The sequence below is a fragment of the Cupriavidus sp. C3SS-1 genome (assembly GCF_057073755.1).
The window spans coordinates 1,486,735-1,504,137 of record NZ_CP172699.1 but is presented as its reverse complement, the minus strand read 5'-3'; the positions used below and the strand labels follow the sequence as shown (position 1 = coordinate 1,504,137).

General features: G+C 65.2%; 16 protein-coding genes. 2 read left to right on the top strand and 14 right to left on the bottom strand.

Going from position 1 to position 17,403, the window contains the following annotated elements; translation table 11 throughout:
* Window positions 1-43: 43 nt before the first annotated feature.
* The 3 genes from ACIGJC_RS06965 to ACIGJC_RS06955 form a co-directional block, all read right to left on the bottom strand.
* Window positions 44-481 (bottom strand): YbgC/FadM family acyl-CoA thioesterase, encoded by a 438-nt coding sequence (locus ACIGJC_RS06965; protein ID WP_483711275.1) that lies wholly within the window; start codon window positions 479-481, stop codon window positions 44-46.
* Window positions 482-593: 112 nt separating this feature from the next.
* Complete coding sequence (locus tag ACIGJC_RS06960; RefSeq protein ID WP_483711274.1) at window positions 594-1,574, bottom strand: tripartite tricarboxylate transporter substrate binding protein; 981 nt, start codon at window positions 1,572-1,574, stop codon at window positions 594-596.
* 84 nt (window positions 1,575-1,658) lie between these two features.
* Window positions 1,659-2,630: an alpha/beta hydrolase gene (locus tag ACIGJC_RS06955; protein ID WP_483711273.1), complete on the bottom strand. Its 972-nt coding sequence runs from the start codon at window positions 2,628-2,630 to the stop codon at window positions 1,659-1,661.
* Window positions 2,631-2,969: 339 nt separating this feature from the next.
* Between ACIGJC_RS06955 and ACIGJC_RS06950 the strand changes: the two genes are divergently transcribed.
* The gene (locus ACIGJC_RS06950) at window positions 2,970-4,118 is read left to right on the top strand and encodes an iron-containing alcohol dehydrogenase (RefSeq protein WP_483711272.1); all 1,149 of its coding nucleotides are present in this window, start codon (window positions 2,970-2,972) and stop codon (window positions 4,116-4,118) included.
* 54 nt (window positions 4,119-4,172) lie between these two features.
* Window positions 4,173-4,694, top strand: a complete 522-nt coding sequence (locus tag ACIGJC_RS06945; protein ID WP_483711271.1) for an O-acetyl-ADP-ribose deacetylase — start codon at window positions 4,173-4,175, stop codon at window positions 4,692-4,694.
* Window positions 4,695-4,700: 6 nt separating this feature from the next.
* Here ACIGJC_RS06945 and ACIGJC_RS06940 read toward each other — a convergent pair whose 3' ends face one another.
* The 11 genes from ACIGJC_RS06940 to ACIGJC_RS06890 form a co-directional block, all read right to left on the bottom strand.
* On the bottom strand, window positions 4,701-5,405 hold the full coding sequence (locus ACIGJC_RS06940) for an aspartate/glutamate racemase family protein (protein ID WP_483711270.1): 705 nt from the start codon (window positions 5,403-5,405) through the stop codon (window positions 4,701-4,703).
* Between the two features lie 154 nt (window positions 5,406-5,559).
* Complete coding sequence (locus ACIGJC_RS06935) at window positions 5,560-6,492, bottom strand: alpha/beta fold hydrolase (protein ID WP_483711269.1); 933 nt, start codon at window positions 6,490-6,492, stop codon at window positions 5,560-5,562.
* A gap of 31 nt (window positions 6,493-6,523) precedes the next feature.
* Complete coding sequence (locus tag ACIGJC_RS06930; RefSeq protein WP_483711268.1) at window positions 6,524-7,426, bottom strand: SDR family oxidoreductase; 903 nt, start codon at window positions 7,424-7,426, stop codon at window positions 6,524-6,526.
* A gap of 81 nt (window positions 7,427-7,507) precedes the next feature.
* Window positions 7,508-8,353: a class II aldolase/adducin family protein gene (locus ACIGJC_RS06925; RefSeq protein WP_483711267.1), complete on the bottom strand. Its 846-nt coding sequence runs from the start codon at window positions 8,351-8,353 to the stop codon at window positions 7,508-7,510.
* A 69-nt stretch (window positions 8,354-8,422) separates the two neighbouring features.
* The gene (locus tag ACIGJC_RS06920) at window positions 8,423-9,433 is read right to left on the bottom strand and encodes an NADP-dependent oxidoreductase (RefSeq protein ID WP_483711266.1); all 1,011 of its coding nucleotides are present in this window, start codon (window positions 9,431-9,433) and stop codon (window positions 8,423-8,425) included.
* Between the two features lie 106 nt (window positions 9,434-9,539).
* Complete coding sequence (locus ACIGJC_RS06915; RefSeq protein ID WP_483711265.1) at window positions 9,540-9,977, bottom strand: PaaI family thioesterase; 438 nt, start codon at window positions 9,975-9,977, stop codon at window positions 9,540-9,542.
* Between the two features lie 118 nt (window positions 9,978-10,095).
* Entirely contained in the window at window positions 10,096-10,878 is a 783-nt protein-coding gene (locus tag ACIGJC_RS06910; RefSeq protein ID WP_483711264.1) for an SDR family oxidoreductase, read from the bottom strand.
* A gap of 47 nt (window positions 10,879-10,925) precedes the next feature.
* On the bottom strand, window positions 10,926-12,788 hold the full coding sequence (locus tag ACIGJC_RS06905) for an acyl-CoA dehydrogenase (protein WP_483711263.1): 1,863 nt from the start codon (window positions 12,786-12,788) through the stop codon (window positions 10,926-10,928).
* Between the two features lie 198 nt (window positions 12,789-12,986).
* Window positions 12,987-14,165, bottom strand: a complete 1,179-nt coding sequence (locus tag ACIGJC_RS06900; protein ID WP_483711262.1) for an acetyl-CoA C-acyltransferase — start codon at window positions 14,163-14,165, stop codon at window positions 12,987-12,989.
* 47 nt (window positions 14,166-14,212) lie between these two features.
* Window positions 14,213-14,851 carry a bifunctional nicotinamidase/pyrazinamidase gene (gene pncA, locus ACIGJC_RS06895; RefSeq protein WP_483711261.1) on the bottom strand — a complete coding sequence of 213 codons (639 nt, stop codon included), beginning with the start codon at window positions 14,849-14,851 and terminating at the stop codon, window positions 14,213-14,215.
* A gap of 53 nt (window positions 14,852-14,904) precedes the next feature.
* Window positions 14,905-16,986 (bottom strand): 3-hydroxyacyl-CoA dehydrogenase NAD-binding domain-containing protein, encoded by a 2,082-nt coding sequence (locus ACIGJC_RS06890; protein WP_483711260.1) that lies wholly within the window; start codon window positions 16,984-16,986, stop codon window positions 14,905-14,907.
* Window positions 16,987-17,403: the final 417 nt, after the last annotated feature.

The following is a 17,403-nucleotide window of genomic DNA, read 5'->3' as shown; positions in this document are numbered from 1 at the left end:
TCCCTTCTCCCGTTAGCGGGAGAGGGGAGAAACCACGGCAGCCTCACGCCGCCGGTTTCACCACCTCATACCCTTCAATAATCTCCCTCACCGTCCCCGGAATCGGCGCCGATTTCTGCGACGTCGGATCCGCGCACACATACACGATTTCGCCCGTGATCAGGTGTTCGTCCCCCCGGTACATCTCCACCCGGAACAGCATGCTCGACCGCCCCATCCGCGCCATACGGCCGCGGATTTCGAGCACATCGTCGAACCGCGCTGACGCGTGATACTCCAGCGTGGACTTGACCACGAAGATATCGACCCCATGCGCGTGCAGCACGTCTTCCGGATAGCGGATGCCGGCATCGCGCCAGTATTCGGTCACGCAGATATCGCAGTAGGTCAGGTAGTGCGCATTGAAGACGATCGACTGCGGATCGACTTCGGCCCAGCGCACGCGCAGTGGCATGCTGTGGCGGAAATCTTCTTTTGCCATCGGGCTGGTCTCCCTTGAATGGATCTCACATGGCATTCAGGCCGCCACCCCGCTTCGCATGGTTCCGGCGGGATGGCGGCCTGAGCCGTGGTGCAGGCTGGCGCCAGCGAATTTACTGCTTGGCCAGGCCCAGTTTCTCGATGATGGCCTTTTCCTTCTTCACCGTATCCGCGGCGAACTGCGAGTACTGTGCGCTGTTCATGTAGTACGGCTCCATGTCGAACTTGGCCAGCGATTCGCGGTAGTTCGGCATTTCCATGGCCTTCTTGAAGGCGTCATGCAGCTTCTGCACGATCTTCGGGTCGGTGCCCTTCGGTGCCACCAGGCCAAACGGCGAGGTCTGCACGATGCCCATGCCCAGTTCCTTCAGCGTCGGCACGTTCGGGAAGCGCGCCGAGCGCTTGTCGCCCCACGTCGACAGCAGGCGCAGCTTGCCCTGCTCCACGTACTGCGCCCACGCCGGCGTATCGGCCACCGACATCACGTGGCCGCCCAGCAGCGCCTGCATCGATTCGGAGTTGCCCTTGTACGGGATGTGCGAGAACTGCACGCCCTGCTTCATCGCCAGTTCTTCCATGGTCAGGTGCAGCGTGGTCATGGTGCCGGGCGAGCCGTAGGTCAGCTTGCCCGGATTGGCCTTGGCGTAGGCGATGTAGTCCTGCATGGTCTTGATCGGCGAATCGGCCGGGACCACCAGGCCGAACGAATAGCCGGCCAGGTTGATGATGTAGCTCAGGTCCTTGACCGGGTCCCAGTTGATCTTGGTCGTGTACGGCAGGCGATAGACCGGCATGGCGACCTGCGCCAGCGTGTAGCCGTCCGGCTGCGTCGATTGCATCATCTGGGCCGGCAGCACGCCGCCGGCACCCGGCTTGTTCTCGACGATGACGGGCTGGCCGAGGATCTTCGAGGCGTTTTCAGCGAGCACGCGGAACGGGATATCCGTGGAACCGCCGGCCGTATAGCCGATGACCAGGCGGATCGGGCGTTGCGGGAATTTCTCTGCCTGCGCTTGCGCGGGCATGGCGGCGAAACCAAGCGCGGCGGTGGCGGCGGCGAGGCCGGCGCGGGCGATGAATTGGCGGCGTTGCATTTGACGATATCTCCTTGTGCTGCAAGTCACTGCTAGAAATGATTGGATCGGGTGCCGCGCGTGCCGCGGCCCGATGCTTGCTTTTTATTGCCCGGTGCCGAAAGCGGCCCGGAGCGCCGCCACGGCGTCGGCATGCGCCTGCGCCACGGCGGGGACGAAACGGCCCATCTTGAAAAAATCGTGGATCATGCCAGCATAGTCGGCCAGCGTGACCGCCACGCCGGCCGCGCGCAATTTTTCCGCGTAGGCCACGCCCTCGTCATGCAGCGGGTCGTAGCCGGCCACGGCGATCCACGCGGGACAGCAGCCGCGCACATCGGCACCGGCGCCGCCGCCGTCGAGCGGAGCAAAGCGCCAGTCGTCGCGGCTGGATTCCTGGTCAAGGTAGTGCGAGAAAAACCACTGGATCATGTCCTCGGTGAGCAGATAGCCGTCTGCCAGAGCCCGGTGCGACGGCGTGTCCTGTCGCGCGCAGGTGCCTGGATAGATCAGCAGTTGCAGCACGGGCGCCAGGCCGCTGTCGCGCGCATGGATGGCGCAGGCCGTGGCCAGCGTGCCGCCGGCGCTGTCTCCGCCCAGCGCAATGCGCTGCGGGTCCGCGCCCAGGCGGGCGGCTTCCTCGAACACCCAGTGCAGCACGTCGAAGGCATCGCTGGCCGCGGTCGGGAATCGCCATTGCGGTCCGAGGCGATAGTCGACGGACAGCACCATGCAATCGGCGCGCGACGCCAGCATGCGGCACAACGGATCGTGCGAATTCACGCTGCCCACCGTAAAACCACCGCCATGGAAATACACGAGCAACGGCAACGGCTCGGCCCAGCTCGCCTCGCGCGCCGCATACAGGCGTACCGGAATGGCATGGCCATCGCGTGCACAGATATGGAGATCCTCCACCGCGTGTACCGCGGGCGGCGAAATATCGAGGATGGGCGCACTCTTCTCGTACGCGATCTTGGCGTCTTCGACGTCCATCACATGGATGGGCGGCCGCTTGGCACGCGCGATCAGGTCGAGCAACGCTGCCACTTGCGGATCGAGTGCCACCGCCGGCATGCCAGTAACCGCGTGGCCAGCGGGCGAGGCGGGTGATGAGGTGGACGGTACAGCGGACATGGCAGACACTGGATTCGATACAGCCCTGGCGGCATCCTGGCCGGCCAAAATGTTTCCCGCTTCCCCCGGCATCGGGAGAAGTTCGAATTGTGAACGATCGTTCGATTTAAGTATCATGCCAGTGTTTCAGGAAGCGGGCAGTCCGAAATAACCCCGATGCATGAGCGCGGCGGGGGTTTTCTGGGCGATGATCGACCCATCGAACCCGTTTGGCCAGTGAATACAGGAAGCGCCCTAGAAGCGAAATTAGCGGCGGATCGCCGCAGGAGACAGCGAACCATGGCCTTTATCTATTATCTGACCCACATCCATCTCGACTTCGGCGCGGTGAGCCTGCTCAAGTCCGAATGTGAACGCATCGGTATCCGTCGGCCGCTGCTGGTGACCGACAAGGGCGTGGTCGCGGCGGGCGTGGCGCAGCGCGCGATCGATGCGATGAAAGGCCTGCCGGTGGCGGTCTTTGACGAGACCCCGTCCAACCCCACAGAGGCCATGGTGCGCAAGGCCGCACAGCAATATCGCGACGCCGGCTGCGATGGCCTGGTCGCCGTCGGCGGTGGTTCTTCGATCGACCTGGCCAAGGGCATCGCGATCCTCGCCACGCATCCGGGCGAACTGACCACCTACGCGACCATCGAAGGCGGCAGCGCGAAGATCACCGAGCGCGCCGCGCCGCTGATTGCCGTGCCCACCACTTCCGGCACGGGCAGCGAGGTGGCGCGTGGCGCCATCATCATCCTCGACGACGGGCGCAAGCTCGGCTTCCACTCCTGGCACTTGCTGCCGAAATCAGCCATCTGCGACCCGGAACTGACGCTGGGGCTGCCTGCCGGCCTGACCGCCGCGACCGGCATGGATGCGATTGCCCATTGCATCGAGACCTTCCTGGCGCCCGCCTTCAATCCGCCCGCCGACGGCATTGCACTGGACGGCCTGGAGCGCGGCTGGGGCCATATCGAGCGCGCCACCCGCGACGGCAAGGACCGCGATGCGCGGCTCAATATGATGAGCGCGTCCATGCAGGGCGCCATGGCGTTCCAGAAGGGCCTGGGCTGCGTGCATTCGCTGTCGCATCCGCTCGGCGGACTGAAGATCGACGGCAAGACCGGCCTGCACCACGGCACGCTCAACGCGGTGGTCATGCCAGCCGTGCTGCGCTTCAATGCCGACGCCCCGACCGTGGTCCGCGACGACCGCTATGCGCGCCTGCGCCGCGCCATGCACCTGCCGGAAGACGCCGACATCGCCCAGGCCGTGCACGACATGACCGCCCGCCTGGGGCTGCCCACCGGCCTGCGCCAGATGGGTGTCACCGAGGACATGTTCGACAAGGTGATCGCGGGCGCGCTGCTCGACCACTGCCACAAGACCAATCCAAAAGAGGCCAGCGCGGAGGATTATCGGCGTATGCTTGTGGCGTCCATGTAGGCCAGCCTGGCCCTGGGCCGGTCCGGGACACTCATCCACTGGGGGAGACAGCGAATGACTGGTGAACACTTGCAGGTTGTGCATGGCGACATTACCCGGATGGAAGTCGACGCAGTCGTCAATGCGGCCAACAGCGGCCTGCTCGGCGGCGGCGGCGTGGACGGCGCCATCCACGGTGCCGGCGGACCCGCGATCATGGCGGCGTGCAAGGCCATCCGCGACACGCAGGGTGGCTGCCCGACCGGCGAGGCGGTGATCACCACCGGCGGACTGCTGCCCGCGCCGTACGTCATCCATGCGGTCGGCCCGGTCTGGCATGGCGGCAGCCGCGACGAAGACGCACAGCTGGCCAGTGCCTACCGCAACAGCATCCGGCTGGCCGCCGAACATCACCTGCGCACCATTGCCTTTCCCAATATCAGCACCGGCATCTACGGCTTTCCGCGGGAACGCGCGGCCGATATCGCCATCCGTGCGGTGCGCGAGGCCCTGGCTACCGCCAAAGGCATCGAACAGGTGACGTTCGTCTGCTTCGACGACGAGAACTACAAGCTGTACCGCGAGCGCCTGTCCTGACGACGCCTACGGCACCACGCCATCATCGGCCATGGCCACCGCGGCCTGCGCATGCAGCGCGGTGGTATCGAACACCGGCAGCGCGCTGTCCTGCGGGCCGATCAGCAGCGTGATCTCGGTGCAGCCGAGGATCACGCCCTGCGCGCCGCGCGTGCCGAGTTCGCCGATGATGCGCTGGAATTCCGCGCGCGCCGCGTCGCGAATCGTCCCATGACAGAGCTCGTCATAGATGATGTCGTGCACGATGGCGCGATCGGCTTCGTCCGGCACCACGGTCTCGATGCCATGGCGGTCGTGCATCCGGCCGCGGTAGAAATCCTGCTCCATCGTGAAGCGCGTGCCGAGCAGCGCGACACGGCCGATGCCTGCTTCGCGCAGCGCCAGCGCGGTCGGGTCGACGATATGGACGAACGGCACCGACAACGCAGCTTCGATCGCCGGGGCCACGCGATGCATGGTGTTGGTACACAGCAGCACGAAATCGGCACCGCCGGCCTGCAACTGCCGGGCGGCCTGCTGCATCAGCACGGCAAGCTCGTCCCAGCGCCCATCGTGCTGCAGCGCCTTGATCTCCTCGAAGCACACCGTGGCCATGACGCTGCGCGCATTGCGATGCCCGCCCAGCCGGGCTTTCATGCCCTGGTTGATGAGACGGTAGTATTCGGCGGACGATTCCCAGCTCATGCCGCCGATCAGCCCGATAGTCTTCATTGCCTGCTCCGTGTGGCGCATGGGGGCTGCGCGTTGTCGACGAGGCAATCTACCACCCGGATCTGCCGGCAGACAGGGACAGTTTTCGCGCGGGCGACCCGGCCAGTTATGGCCGGGCAACCATCCCAACTGCACGGCAAGACTGCGTTTTCCGCTACTTCAGCGCGCTGCGTATCAACCGGTTGACCAGTTCCGGCTGCTCGTGCACTACCCAGTGCGTGCCGTCCGGAATGCGCTCCAGCCGCATGTCCGGCACGAACTGGTCGAGGCCATCGAGCAGCGATTTCGGCAGTGCGCGGTCGCGCTCGCCCCAGATCACGAAGGTTGGCACGCGCACCACGAACGCCGCCGGATCGAGCCGCGAGATGTCCGGCGGCGGCTCGCCGGGCCCGGGCGGATGCATCGGAGAAGCGCGGTAGTAATTGACGCCGCCCGACAGCGAATGCGATTCGCCCTCGCCCGGCTGCGCCCATGCGGCCAGGTATTTCTCGCGCGTTTCGCCGCTGAACCACGGCGCGGGTTGCTCGCCACCCGCCTTGAGCATGTTCTCCAGCATCGCGAAACCATTGGCGGCCAGGATTTCTTCCGAGCCCGGGCGGCGTAGCCAGTTCATATAGGCCGAGGCCGCCTGCTGCTGCGGATCAGTTGCCAGCGCTTTGGCGAACAGGTACGGATGCGGCGAATTAATGATCACCAGTTGCTCGACCAGTTGCGGGAACTGGATGGCAAGGTTCCAGCAGATCGCCCCGCCCCAGTCGTGGGCCACGACGATGCAGCGTTCGTAGCCGAGCACGGAGACGAACTGCACCAGGTCCTCGACGATATGGCGCGGGCGGTAAGCGTCGACGGCCTCGGGCTTGCTCGACAGGTTGAAGCCGCGCAGGTCCGGCGCCACCGCAAAGTGGGTGCGGCCGAATTCGGCAAGCTGGGCTTCCCACTCGAACCAGAACTCCGGGAAGCCATGCACGAACAGCATCAGCGGCTTGCCGCGCTCCCCGGCGCTGGCATAGTGCAGGCGCGTGCCGTTGGGCAGGCTGGCAAACTGCAGATGGCGGATTACGGCGGGGGCGGTCATGGCGTTCTCCATGCGCGGGCCTCGTCTGGTTTGTTGCGTTGCGTCAGCCGCGCAGCGCGGCAACCAGGCCGGCGCGCACCTCGGGCTTGTCCGCGAACGGATCGCCCGGATTGCGCTGGCCGATGATGTCCTCGAAACGTTGCTGCACGGGTGCGAGGGCCTGCGGGTGCGAATAAATATAGAAGCTTTCGTCGCGGATGGCATCGAAGGTCTTGCGCGCCACGTCCTCGGCCGTGACCTTGCCGGAAGTGACCGCCTTGTCCGTCAACGCCTGCGACACCATCTGCGAACGCGTGGGCGGCGCGTCGTTCGCCAGATCGGTGGGCCGGTTGCGCTGTGACTGGTTGATGCCGGTCGGCACGAAGTACGGGCACAGCACCGAGCAGCGCACCTGCTCGGTGACGAGCCCGAGGTCCTGGTAAAGCGTTTCGGTCAACGTGACCACGGCATGCTTGGACACGTTGTAGACGCCCATCGCCGGAGGACTCAGCATGCCCGCCATCGACGCCGTGTTGACAATGTGCGCCTGGTACGCGGGATCTTTCGCGGCGGCGGCCAGCATCAGCGGCGTGAAGATGCGCACACCGTGGATCACGCCGTACAGGTTCACGCCCAGCACCCACTCCCAGTCCTTCAGCGAGTTTTCCCACAGCAGGCCGCCCGCGCCGACGCCGGCGTTATTGAACAGCACGTTGACCTGACCGAAGCGCTCCATGGCCGCGTCGGCCAGCGCCTGCACCTGTTCACCGCGCGAGACATCGGTGCGCACGCCGATCACCTCGGCACCTTGCGCCTTCAGTTCGGCCACGGCGGCATCCAGCGCATCCTGCTGCACATCGGCCAGCACCAGCTTCATGCCGAGCGCCGCGCCCGTGCGCGCAAATTCCTTGCCAAAGCCCGAAGCGCCACCCGTGATGACGGCTACCCTGCCTTCGAATTGCTTCATGTTCTAGTCCCCTCTCGCTGTGGTTTGCCTTATGTTCCGGTCGGTCAGTACCGCCCTGCATGCGGCATGCAGGTCATCGTGTCAGTCCAGCAGGTCGGGCTGCTCTTTGACGATACGGGCATACAGCGGCTGGAACTGGAACCAGCCTGCCTGCGCGGTACCGACGATCGAATAAGCCTGGCGTGCGGCAGCATCGGAAATGACTTTGAGCGGCGCATTGGTACGCGCGGCAGCCGCCTCGGCCAGCAGTTGCACCTGGCACGAACGCTCCATCGTGATGAACCACCACGCGGCCTCGTCGACCGTCTTGCCCACCGTCAGCAGCCCGTGGTTCTGCAGGATGGCGGCCTTGTTCGATCCCAGCGCATTGGCGATGCGCTGGCCTTCGTCCAGCTCCACCACCACGCCGCCGAAGTCGTCATAGAGAGCGTGGTCGTTGTAGAACGCGCAGACATCCTGTGTGAGCGGATCGAGCGGACGGCCCAGCGTGGACCAGGCGCGGCCATAGGTGCTATGCGAATGCGCTGCGGCCACGGCATCGGAACGGGTCTGGTGGACGCGCGAATGAATCGCGAACGCCGCCGCATTGACCGGATAGTCGCCCTCGACCACGTTGCCGTGATGGTCGCAGCGGATCAGGTTCGACACCGTCACCTGGCTGAAATGCACGCCGAACGGATTGACCCAGAAGGTATCGGTGAACTCGGGGTCGCGCGCGGTGATGTGGCCGGCCACGCCCTCGTCGAAACCGAATTTGGAGAACAACCGGAAGGCTGCGGCGAGGCGCTGCTTGCGGTGCAGGCGTTCCTGCGCCGGCGTGTCGAACTGCGGCGGGCGCGGCAGGTTTCGATAGCGTGCCTTGACCTCTTCTGACAGGCCGGCGCCGATCTCGTCGTCGGGTGCTGGCCGGGCTTGCGGTGCGTTCATGGCTGTCTCCTGTGGTTGTCGTTCTATGCAGGCCAGCCGGCCGCGCAGGGCCGGCCGCGCCCTCGCCGCTTACACCAGCTTGACCAGCTGCTTGCCGAAGTTCTTGCCCTTGAGCAGGCCCATGAACGCTTCCGGCGCGCTTTCCAGTCCCTGTGCGACCGATTCGCGGAACTTGATCTTGCCCTGCGCAACGGCCGTGCCCAGCTCCTTCAGCGCCTGCGGCCACACTTCCATGTGCTCGGAGACGATGAACCCTTCGACGGTCAGGCGCGACACCAGGATCAGTTGCGGGTTCTTCAGCGGCAGCGGCTGGCCGTCATAGCCCGCGATCATGCCGCACATGGCGATGCGGCCGAACGCATTCATGCGCGTCAGCACCGCGTCGAGGATGTCGCCGCCGACGTTCTCGAAGTAGCCGTCAATGCCGTCGGGCGTGGCCGCCTTGAGCATCGTGTAAAGCTCCTTCGCATCCTTGGCCGCCTTGTAGTCGATACACGCGTCGAAGCCGAGTTCGTTGACCACGTAGTCGCACTTGTCCTTGCCGCCCGCGAAACCCACGGCTCGGCAGCCGGCCAGCTTGGCCAACTGCCCGACCACGCTGCCGACCGCGCCCGACGCGGCGCTGACCACCACGGTCTGGCCGGCCTTGGGCTGGATGATCTTGTTCAGCCCGTACCACGCCGTCACGCCCGGCATGCCGACCGAGCCGAGGTAAGCCGACAGCGGCAGATGCGTGGTATCGACCGGCTGCATGCCGGTGCCATCGCTCACCCCCATCTCCTGCCAGCCGAACATGCCGACGACTTTGTCGCCGACCTTGTACTTTGCGTTCTTGCTGGCGACGACTTCGCCAACCGTGCCACCGATCATCACTTCATTCAGCGGCTGGGGCACGGCGTAGGACTTGCTCTCGTTCATGCGGCCGCGCATGTACGGGTCCAGCGACAGGTAGTGGTTGCGCACCAGCACCTGGCCGTCGGCAAGCTGCGGCACGGGCACTTCTTCGAGCCGGAAGTTGGCGGGCGTCACCGCGCCTTCGGGACGCGATGCGAGAACGATGCGCTTGAATGTGTTCAACATGGTCGGTTCCTTCCAATGGGAGTTGGAAAACTGCGGGCTGCAGGACACTGCGTGGCTGCGATGCGGGAGCGGCGAATCCGCTCCCTTGTGTTTGCTGTGCCGGCGTTCAGCCGTCGGCGCCGGTATCCGTTGCGCCCGGACGCTGCGGAGGCATGCGCCGGATGTACTTGAACGTGCCCGAGCTGCGCGCCACGGTCTTGCCGTCGGCGTCGACGATCTCGGCCTCGCAGAACACCATGGTGGTGGTGCGGTGCACGGTGGTGCCGCGCGCGGTCAGATGGCCGCGCCCCGGCGCCATGAAGCTGGTCTTCATCTCGATGGTGACCACGCCGCGGCCGTCGGCATCGCTGCTGCGGCCGGCCACTGCCATGGCCACGTCGAGAAGGGTCATGATCACGCCGCCGTGGGCCATGTCCCAGCTGTTCTCGTGGCGCTTCTCGATCGGCAGCGAGATCTCGCTGCGTCCGCCCTCCGCCAGGCTGCAAGTCACGCCGAGATCGGCAAGGAAAGGAATATGGCTCAGTGAGCCGGTGTACTGGTTCATGGCAATGCGATTTGGTGTGGGGGATGGTGTGGTGCCGAAGACAGATGATGCCGCCGGCACCGGTTCCGCATTATTGCCGCAAACTCCGACTATCGTTAGGACCGTGCACCGATAGCCGTCAGACCGCGCTGACGCCGCCGTCCACCGCCAGCACCTGGCCGGTGATGTGCTTGCCCGCGTCGCTGGCAAACAGCAGCGCGGCACCCTTCAGGTCCTCGTCATCGCCCAGGCGATGCAGCGGCACGCCCGCGCACATGGCATCGACGCCCATGCGATCGAGCGAGCCCTTGGTCATCTTCGACGGAAAAAAGCCCGGCGCAAGCGCGTTGACGGTGATGTTGTGCTCGCCCCATTCGCCTGCCAGCGTGCGCGTGAAGTTGATCACGGCACCCTTCGAGGTGTTGTAGGCAATGGTCTCCATCGAGCCCGGCGGGTTGCCCGCAAGTCCGGCGATCGACGCAACGTTGATGATGCGGCCATGGCGGCGCGGAATCATTGACAGCTTGCCGATGCGCTGGCTCAGCAGGAACAGGCCGCGGATGTTCAGGTTCATCACCTTGTCCCAGGCCTCGACCGGATAGTCTTCAGCGGGAGCGCCCCAGGTTGCGCCGGCGTTGTTGACGAGGATGTCGACGTGGCCCAGCGTCGCCAGCGCCTCATCGGCCAGGCGCACAATGTCCGCCTCCTGCGCGCCGTCGGCGGCGATCCAGTCGGCCTCGATGCCGCGCGATTTCAGATGCGCCTGCGCGGCCTGCAGTTCGTCGGCCTTGCGCGCGGACAGCACCACGCGCGCGCCCTGCTCGCCGAGCGCTTCGGCGATCTGCAGGCCAAGCCCGCGCGAACCGCCGGTGATCAGCGCGGTACGGCCCTTCAGGTCAAACAGTTGCTGGATGGTACGCATGATTCGGTTCCTTGATGATTCTTGATGTCGGGGAGTGGAGGAGCCAGTCAGAACCAGGCGTCCTGCATGTCCAGCGTGGTGCGGTCCAGCGTGGCCAGCAGGTCGAGTTGCGGACCCACCTTCGGCAGTTCCCAACGCGAGAAGTACGCGGCCGCGGCCAGCTTGCCGCGATAGAACATCTCGTCTTCGCCGCTGGCGCCGCGTGCCAGCGCATCCTGCGCCACCAGTGCCTGCTCCAGCCAGATCCACGCCACCACCACGTGGCCGAAGGCCTCGAGGTAGAGGCTGGCGTTGGCCAGCGTCACGTTGGCATCCCCCGCGCTCCAGAGGACCTTGGTGACCTCCGACAGGCGCGTGGCAGCAGCGCCCAGGGCACGGGCTTCGCCGGCCAGTTCCTTGTCGCCCGTGGACAACGCGCGCTCCCAAGTGGCCTGCACGCGCTCGCCCAGCAGCCGGAACGCGGCGCCATCCTTCATCACCACCTTGCGGCCCAGCAGGTCCAGGCCCTGGATGCCATGCGTGCCTTCGTGGATCGGGTTCAGGCGGTTGTCGCGGTAGAACTGCTCGACGTTGTATTCGCGGGTATAGCCGTAGCCGCCATGCACCTGGATCGCCAGGTTATTGGCTTCCAGGCACCACTGCGACGGCCAGCTCTTGGCGATCGGCGTCAGGATGTCCAGCAGCAGCGACAGCCGCGCGTGCGATGGCGCATCGCCGGCGGTGGCCGCGGCGCGTTCTTCGTCGACGAGCTTCGCGCAATACAGGTTCAGCGCCAGGCCGCCTTCGACGTAGCTCTTCTGCGCCAGCAGCATGCGGCGGATATCGGCGTGCTCGACCAGCTTCACCTGCGGGCTGGCGGGATCCTTGCCGCCGGGGCCGAGCGGGCGGCCCTGCGGACGGTTGCGCGCATAGTCCAGCGCATGCAGGTAGCCGGTATAGCCGAGCATCACGGCGCCCAGGCCCACGCCGATGCGTGCCTCGTTCATCATGTGGAACATGCAGGCCAGGCCCTTGCCGGCCTCGCCGACCAGGTAGCCGATCGCACCGGCCTTGCCGCCTGGCCGGTGCTTCATGCCCTCGCCGAAGTTCAGCAGGCAATTGGTGGTGCCGCGATAGCCCATCTTGTGGTTCAGCCCGGCGAGCACCACGTCGTTGTGCTCGCCGAGCGAGCCATCGGCGTTGACGAGGTACTTGGGCACGATGAACAGCGAGATCCCCTTCACGCCCGGCACGAGCTTGCCGTCCGGGCCCGGAATCTTGGCCAGCACCAGGTGGACGATATTCTCCGACAGCTCGTGCTCGCCTGCCGAGATCCACATCTTGTTGCCGCGCAGCCGGTACTGCGCGCCCAGCGGCGATTCACCTTCGTATTCGGCGCGCGTCGTCACGTCGGACAGCGATGAACCCGCCTGCGGCTCCGACAGGCACATGGTGCCGAAAAAGCGGCCTTCCATCTCTGGCTTGACGAAGGTGTCGATCTGCGCGGGCGTGCCGTGCGTCAGCAGCAGGTTGGCGTTGCCGATGGTCAGGAACGGGTAGGAACTCGTGCCGACGTTGGCGGCCTTGAAGTAGGCGAAGCCGGCCTTCTCGACCAGCACGGGCAGCTGCATGCCGCCCAGTTCATAGTCCTGCCCGGCGGCCATCAGGCCAGCCTCGCAGAAGGCCTTCAGGGCGGTGCCGACTTCGGGAATGATGGTGACGGTCTCGCCATCGAATTCCGGTTCGTGCTGGTCGTTCTTCTTGTTGTGCGGCGCGAACAGGTCGGTGGCGATTTTTTCGCAGGTATCCAGCGCCGCGTCGAAGGTCTCGCGCGAGTGGTCGGCATAGCGCGGAATCTGGCTCAGTTCTTCGGCCTTGAGCCACTCGTACAGGACGAAATTCAGGTCACGGCGGGAAAGGATCAGCGACATGGTGTCTCCGTGCGGCACTGCTTGGCGTGCCGCGAATTCTTTTGTCTTGCTGGTGTGCCCCGGGGCTGCCAGACAGCCCTACTGGAAGGGAGTGACTTCGGAGCGATATTGCGCCAGCTGTAACGGCTGGCCCGGGAATGGCTGCAAGCGTGCTCCCTCTCCCGCAAGCGGGAGAGGGAGCAAACAAGCGGTCCGCCTTTACAGCACTTCGAACAGACCCGCCGCGCCCTGGCCGCCGCCGATGCACATCGTCACCACCACGTACTTCACGCCGCGGCGCTTGCCTTCGATCAGCGCATGGCCGACCAGGCGCGCACCCGACACGCCGTACGGATGGCCCACGGCGATGGCACCGCCGTTCACGTTCAGGCGATCCATCGGAATGCCAAGCTTGTCGGCGCAATACAGCACCTGCACGGCAAACGCTTCATTCAGCTCCCACAGGCCGATGTCGTCGACCTTCAGGCCGGCCTTCTTCAGCAGCTTGGGCACCGCGAACACCGGGCCAATCCCCATTTCATCGGGCTCGCAACCGGCCACGGCAAAGCCGCGGAACACGCCCAGCGGCTGCAGGCCCTTGGCGGCCGCGACGCGTGCGTTCATCACCACGGCTGCCGAAGCACCGTCCGAGAACTGCGAAGCATTGCCGGCGGTAACCACGCCACCCGGCACCGCGGTGCGGATCTTAGACACGGCTTCCAGCGTCGTGTCACCGCGGATACCTTCGTCGCGGTCCAGCGTCACTTCCTTCGTGACCAGCTGGCCCGTGGACTTGTCGGCCACGCCCGCAAGCACCGTGATCGGCACGATCTCGTCCTTGAACTTGCCGGCTTCCTGGGCGGCGGCGGCGCGCTGCTGGCTGCGCACGCCGTACTCGTCCTGGCGATCCTTCGAGATGTTGTAGCGCTTGGCCACGTTCTCGGCGGTCTGGAGCATGTTCCAGTAGATTTCGGGCTTGTTCTTGACCAGCCACGGGTCGGCGATCATGTGGCGGTTCATCTCGGACTGCACGCACGAGATGCTTTCCACGCCGCCGGCCACGAAGATGTCGCCTTCATCGGCAATCACGCGCTGCGCGGCCATGGCGATGGTCTGCAGGCCGGACGAGCAGAAGCGGTTCACGGTCGCACCCGGCACGGTGACCGGGCAACCGGCGCGCAGAGCGATCTGGCGTGCGATGTTGGAGCCGGTTGCGCCTTCGGGGTTGGCACAGCCCATCAGCACGTCTTCAACTTCGCCGGCTTCGATCTTTGCACGTGCAATGGCGTGCTCGACGGCGTGGCCGCCCAGCGTGGCGCCATGGGTCATGTTGAACGCGCCCTTCCAGCTCTTGGCCAGCCCGGTGCGGGCGGTGGATACGATGACTGCCTCGTTCATGTCTTGCTCCTCGGAATCTTGGTGTCTTTCAGTTCGGTTGGTTCGGTTCAGCCTTTGGCTTGCAGCAAGTCGGCAGACTGGATACGCCTCACGCCCGCGGCGGCGAGGTCTTGCCACGCCTGTGCCAGCGACCCGTTCAGGTCGATGGCGCGGCAGGCGTCCTCGGTCAGCACGGCTTCAAAGCCTGCGGCGCGCGCATCGAGCGCGCTCCACGCCACGCAGTAGTCGGTCGCCAGTCCGGCCAGGAACACGCGCTTGACGCCGTGCTCGCGCAGATAGCCGGCCAGTCCGGTGCGCGTGCTGCGGTCCGCCTCCAGGAAGGCGGAGTAGCTGTCCACGCCCGCATGATGGCCCTTGCGGATCACCAGCCGGGCATTGGGCACATCGAGCGCGGCATGGAAAGCCGCGCCCGCCGTGCCTTGCACGCAGTGGACCGGCCACAGCACCTGCTGGCCGTACGGCAACGCCAGCATCTCGAACGGCTGGGTCCCCGCATGGTTGGCGGCAAACGAGACATGGTCCGCCGGGTGCCAGTCCTGCGTCAGCACCACGTGCGAAAACATGCGCGCCAGCTGGTTGACGACAGGAACGATTTCGTCGCCACGCGGCACGGCAAGCGCGCCGCCGGGCATGAAGTCGTTCTGCACGTCGACCACCAGCAGGCAGTCATCCGGACCGGGTCTCATGTTCACCTTTGCCTTCGCTTTCGCCTTCCTTCTGCCTTGCTGCGGCCCGGGCCTCAGTCGTTGAAGCCCTTGCCTTCGTCCGCCAGCTTCTGCAGCAGCGGTGCGACTTGCCAGGCTTCGCCGTGGTAGCCCTTGGCGTACTTCTTCATCGCCAGCGCCACGTTGTAGAGGCCAACCTGGTCGGCGTAAAGCATCGGGCCGCCGCGGAACAGCGGGAAGCCGTAGCCGGTCAGGTACACCATGTCGATATCCGAGGCCTTCGACGCAATGCCCTCTTCGAGGATCTTGGCGCCTTCGTTGACCAGCGCGAACACCAGGCGCTCGACGATTTCCTCGTCGGAGATCTTGCGGCGCGTGATGCCGAGGTCCTTCGAATGCTGCACGATCATGTCGTTGACCTGCTGATTCGGGTACGGCTTGCGGTCGCCCGCCTTGTAGTCGTACCAGCCCGCGCCGGTCTTCTGGCCGTAACGGCCCATTTCGCACAGCAAGTCGGCGGTCTTCGAGTACTGGATGTCCGGTTTATCCACGGCGCGGCGCTTGCGGATGGCCCAGCCGATATCGTTGCCGGCCAGGTCGCCCATGCGGAAAGGACCCATGGCAAAACCGAACTTCTCGATGGCCTTGTCCACTTGCTCCGGCAATGCGCCTTCGTCCAGCAGGTAGCCGGCCTGGCGGCTGTACTGCTCGATCATGCGGTTGCCGATAAAGCCGTCGCACACGCCCGACACCACGGCGGTCTTCTTGATCTTCTTGCCGATCGCCATCACGGTGGCCAGCACATCCTTGCCGGTCTTCGCGCCGCGCACGACTTCGAGCAACTTCATCACGTTGGCCGGGCTGAAGAAGTGCATGCCGACCACGTCCTGCGGACGCTTGGTGAAGGATGCGATCTTGTCCACGTCCAGCGTCGAGGTATTCGAAGCCAGGATCGCGCCCGGCTTCATCACTTCGTCCAGCTTCTTGAAGACGACTTCCTTGACGCCCATCTCTTCGAACACGGCCTCGATGACCATGTCGGCGTCCTTGATGTCGTCATAGGACAGCGTGGTCGACAGCAGGCCCATGCGCTGCTCGACCTTTTCCTGGGTCAGCTTGCCCTTCTTGGCGCTGTTCTCGTAGTTCTTGCGGATGACGCCCACGCCGCGGTCCAGCGCTTCCTGCTTGGTTTCCAGGATCGTGACCGGAATGCCAGCGTTCAGGAAGTTCATGCTGATGCCGCCACCCATGGTGCCGGCGCCGATCACGGCGATCTTCTCGATCTTGCGCACCGGCGTGTCCGACGGCACGTCGGGGATCTTGCTGGCGGCGCGTTCACCGAAGAAAGCATGGCGCAGCGCGCGCGATTCCGGCGTGGTCACCAGGTACAGGAAGCCATCGCGCTCTTCCTTCAGGCCCTGCTCGAACGGCTTGATCGAGCCGGCCACCGCTTCCAGGCACTTCAGCGGCGCCGGGAAGTTCTTGGCCATCGCAGCCACGGTGGTCTTGGCGAAGCCAAGGAAGCCTTCGGCGTTCTCGTGGCGGACCTTGAGATCGCGCACCTTCGGGTACGGGCCGGGCGCGGCGGCAACGTTCTGTGCGAACTTGAAGGCGGCGGGCAGCACGTCACCGTCCACAATCTCGTCGAACAGCTTGGTGCCGGCAAACTTCTCGGACGGCACGGCGGTACCCGACACGATCATGTTCGCGGCCGCTTCCAGGCCGATCACGCGCGGCAGGCGCTGCGTGCCGCCGGCGCCGGGCAGCAGGCCCAGCTTCACTTCCGGCAGCGCAATCTGCGCGCCCTTCGACGCCACGCGATAGTTGCAGCCCAGCGCCAGCTCCAGGCCACCGCCCATTGCCACCGAATGGACCGCTGCCACCACCGGCTTGGACGAGCCTTCGAGCACGCGGATCACCGAATGCAGCGTCGGCTCCTGCGTGGCCTTGGGGGTATTGAATTCGCGGATATCGGCGCCACCCGAGAATGCCTTGCCGGCGCCGGTGATGACGATGGCCTTGACGGCCGCATCGTCCAGCGCACGGGTCATGCCATCGACGATGCCAAGCCGGGTGCTGTGACCCAGGCCGTTGACAGGGGGATTGTCGAGCGTGATGACGGCTACGCCGTCCTGAACCTGATACTGCGCTGTCATGCTGGTTCCTTTGGTGTCTTGGGTTGTCTCGGGATTCGAATTCTCGAATATGTCTTCGTGCTGCACTGCCGGCCTGTCCCGGCCGTCGGACTGCCGCGGCCGGAGCCGCGACCGAAGGGTAAACCCTCCGCATTCCCGCGCCCGACAAGCGTTTCAGCCGACGGGCGAAACACAGCATACACAAAATAGCACGGTCGTTCAATTTTAATTTTCCAGCTATTTCGCTACCATGCGCGGGCTTTATTTCCGCCCTTCGCCGCGTGCATGGGCCCACGGCCCCGCACCCGGATAAACCCTTGTCCAGCCAAGCGTTTGCGGAAAAACCCATGGCGCCCGCCGCACTTTCGCGAAGTCAACGCTGCGGATCAAGGCCAGTATGCGACTTAATTTGAGCTCGGCGGACGATTCCCAAAAAAG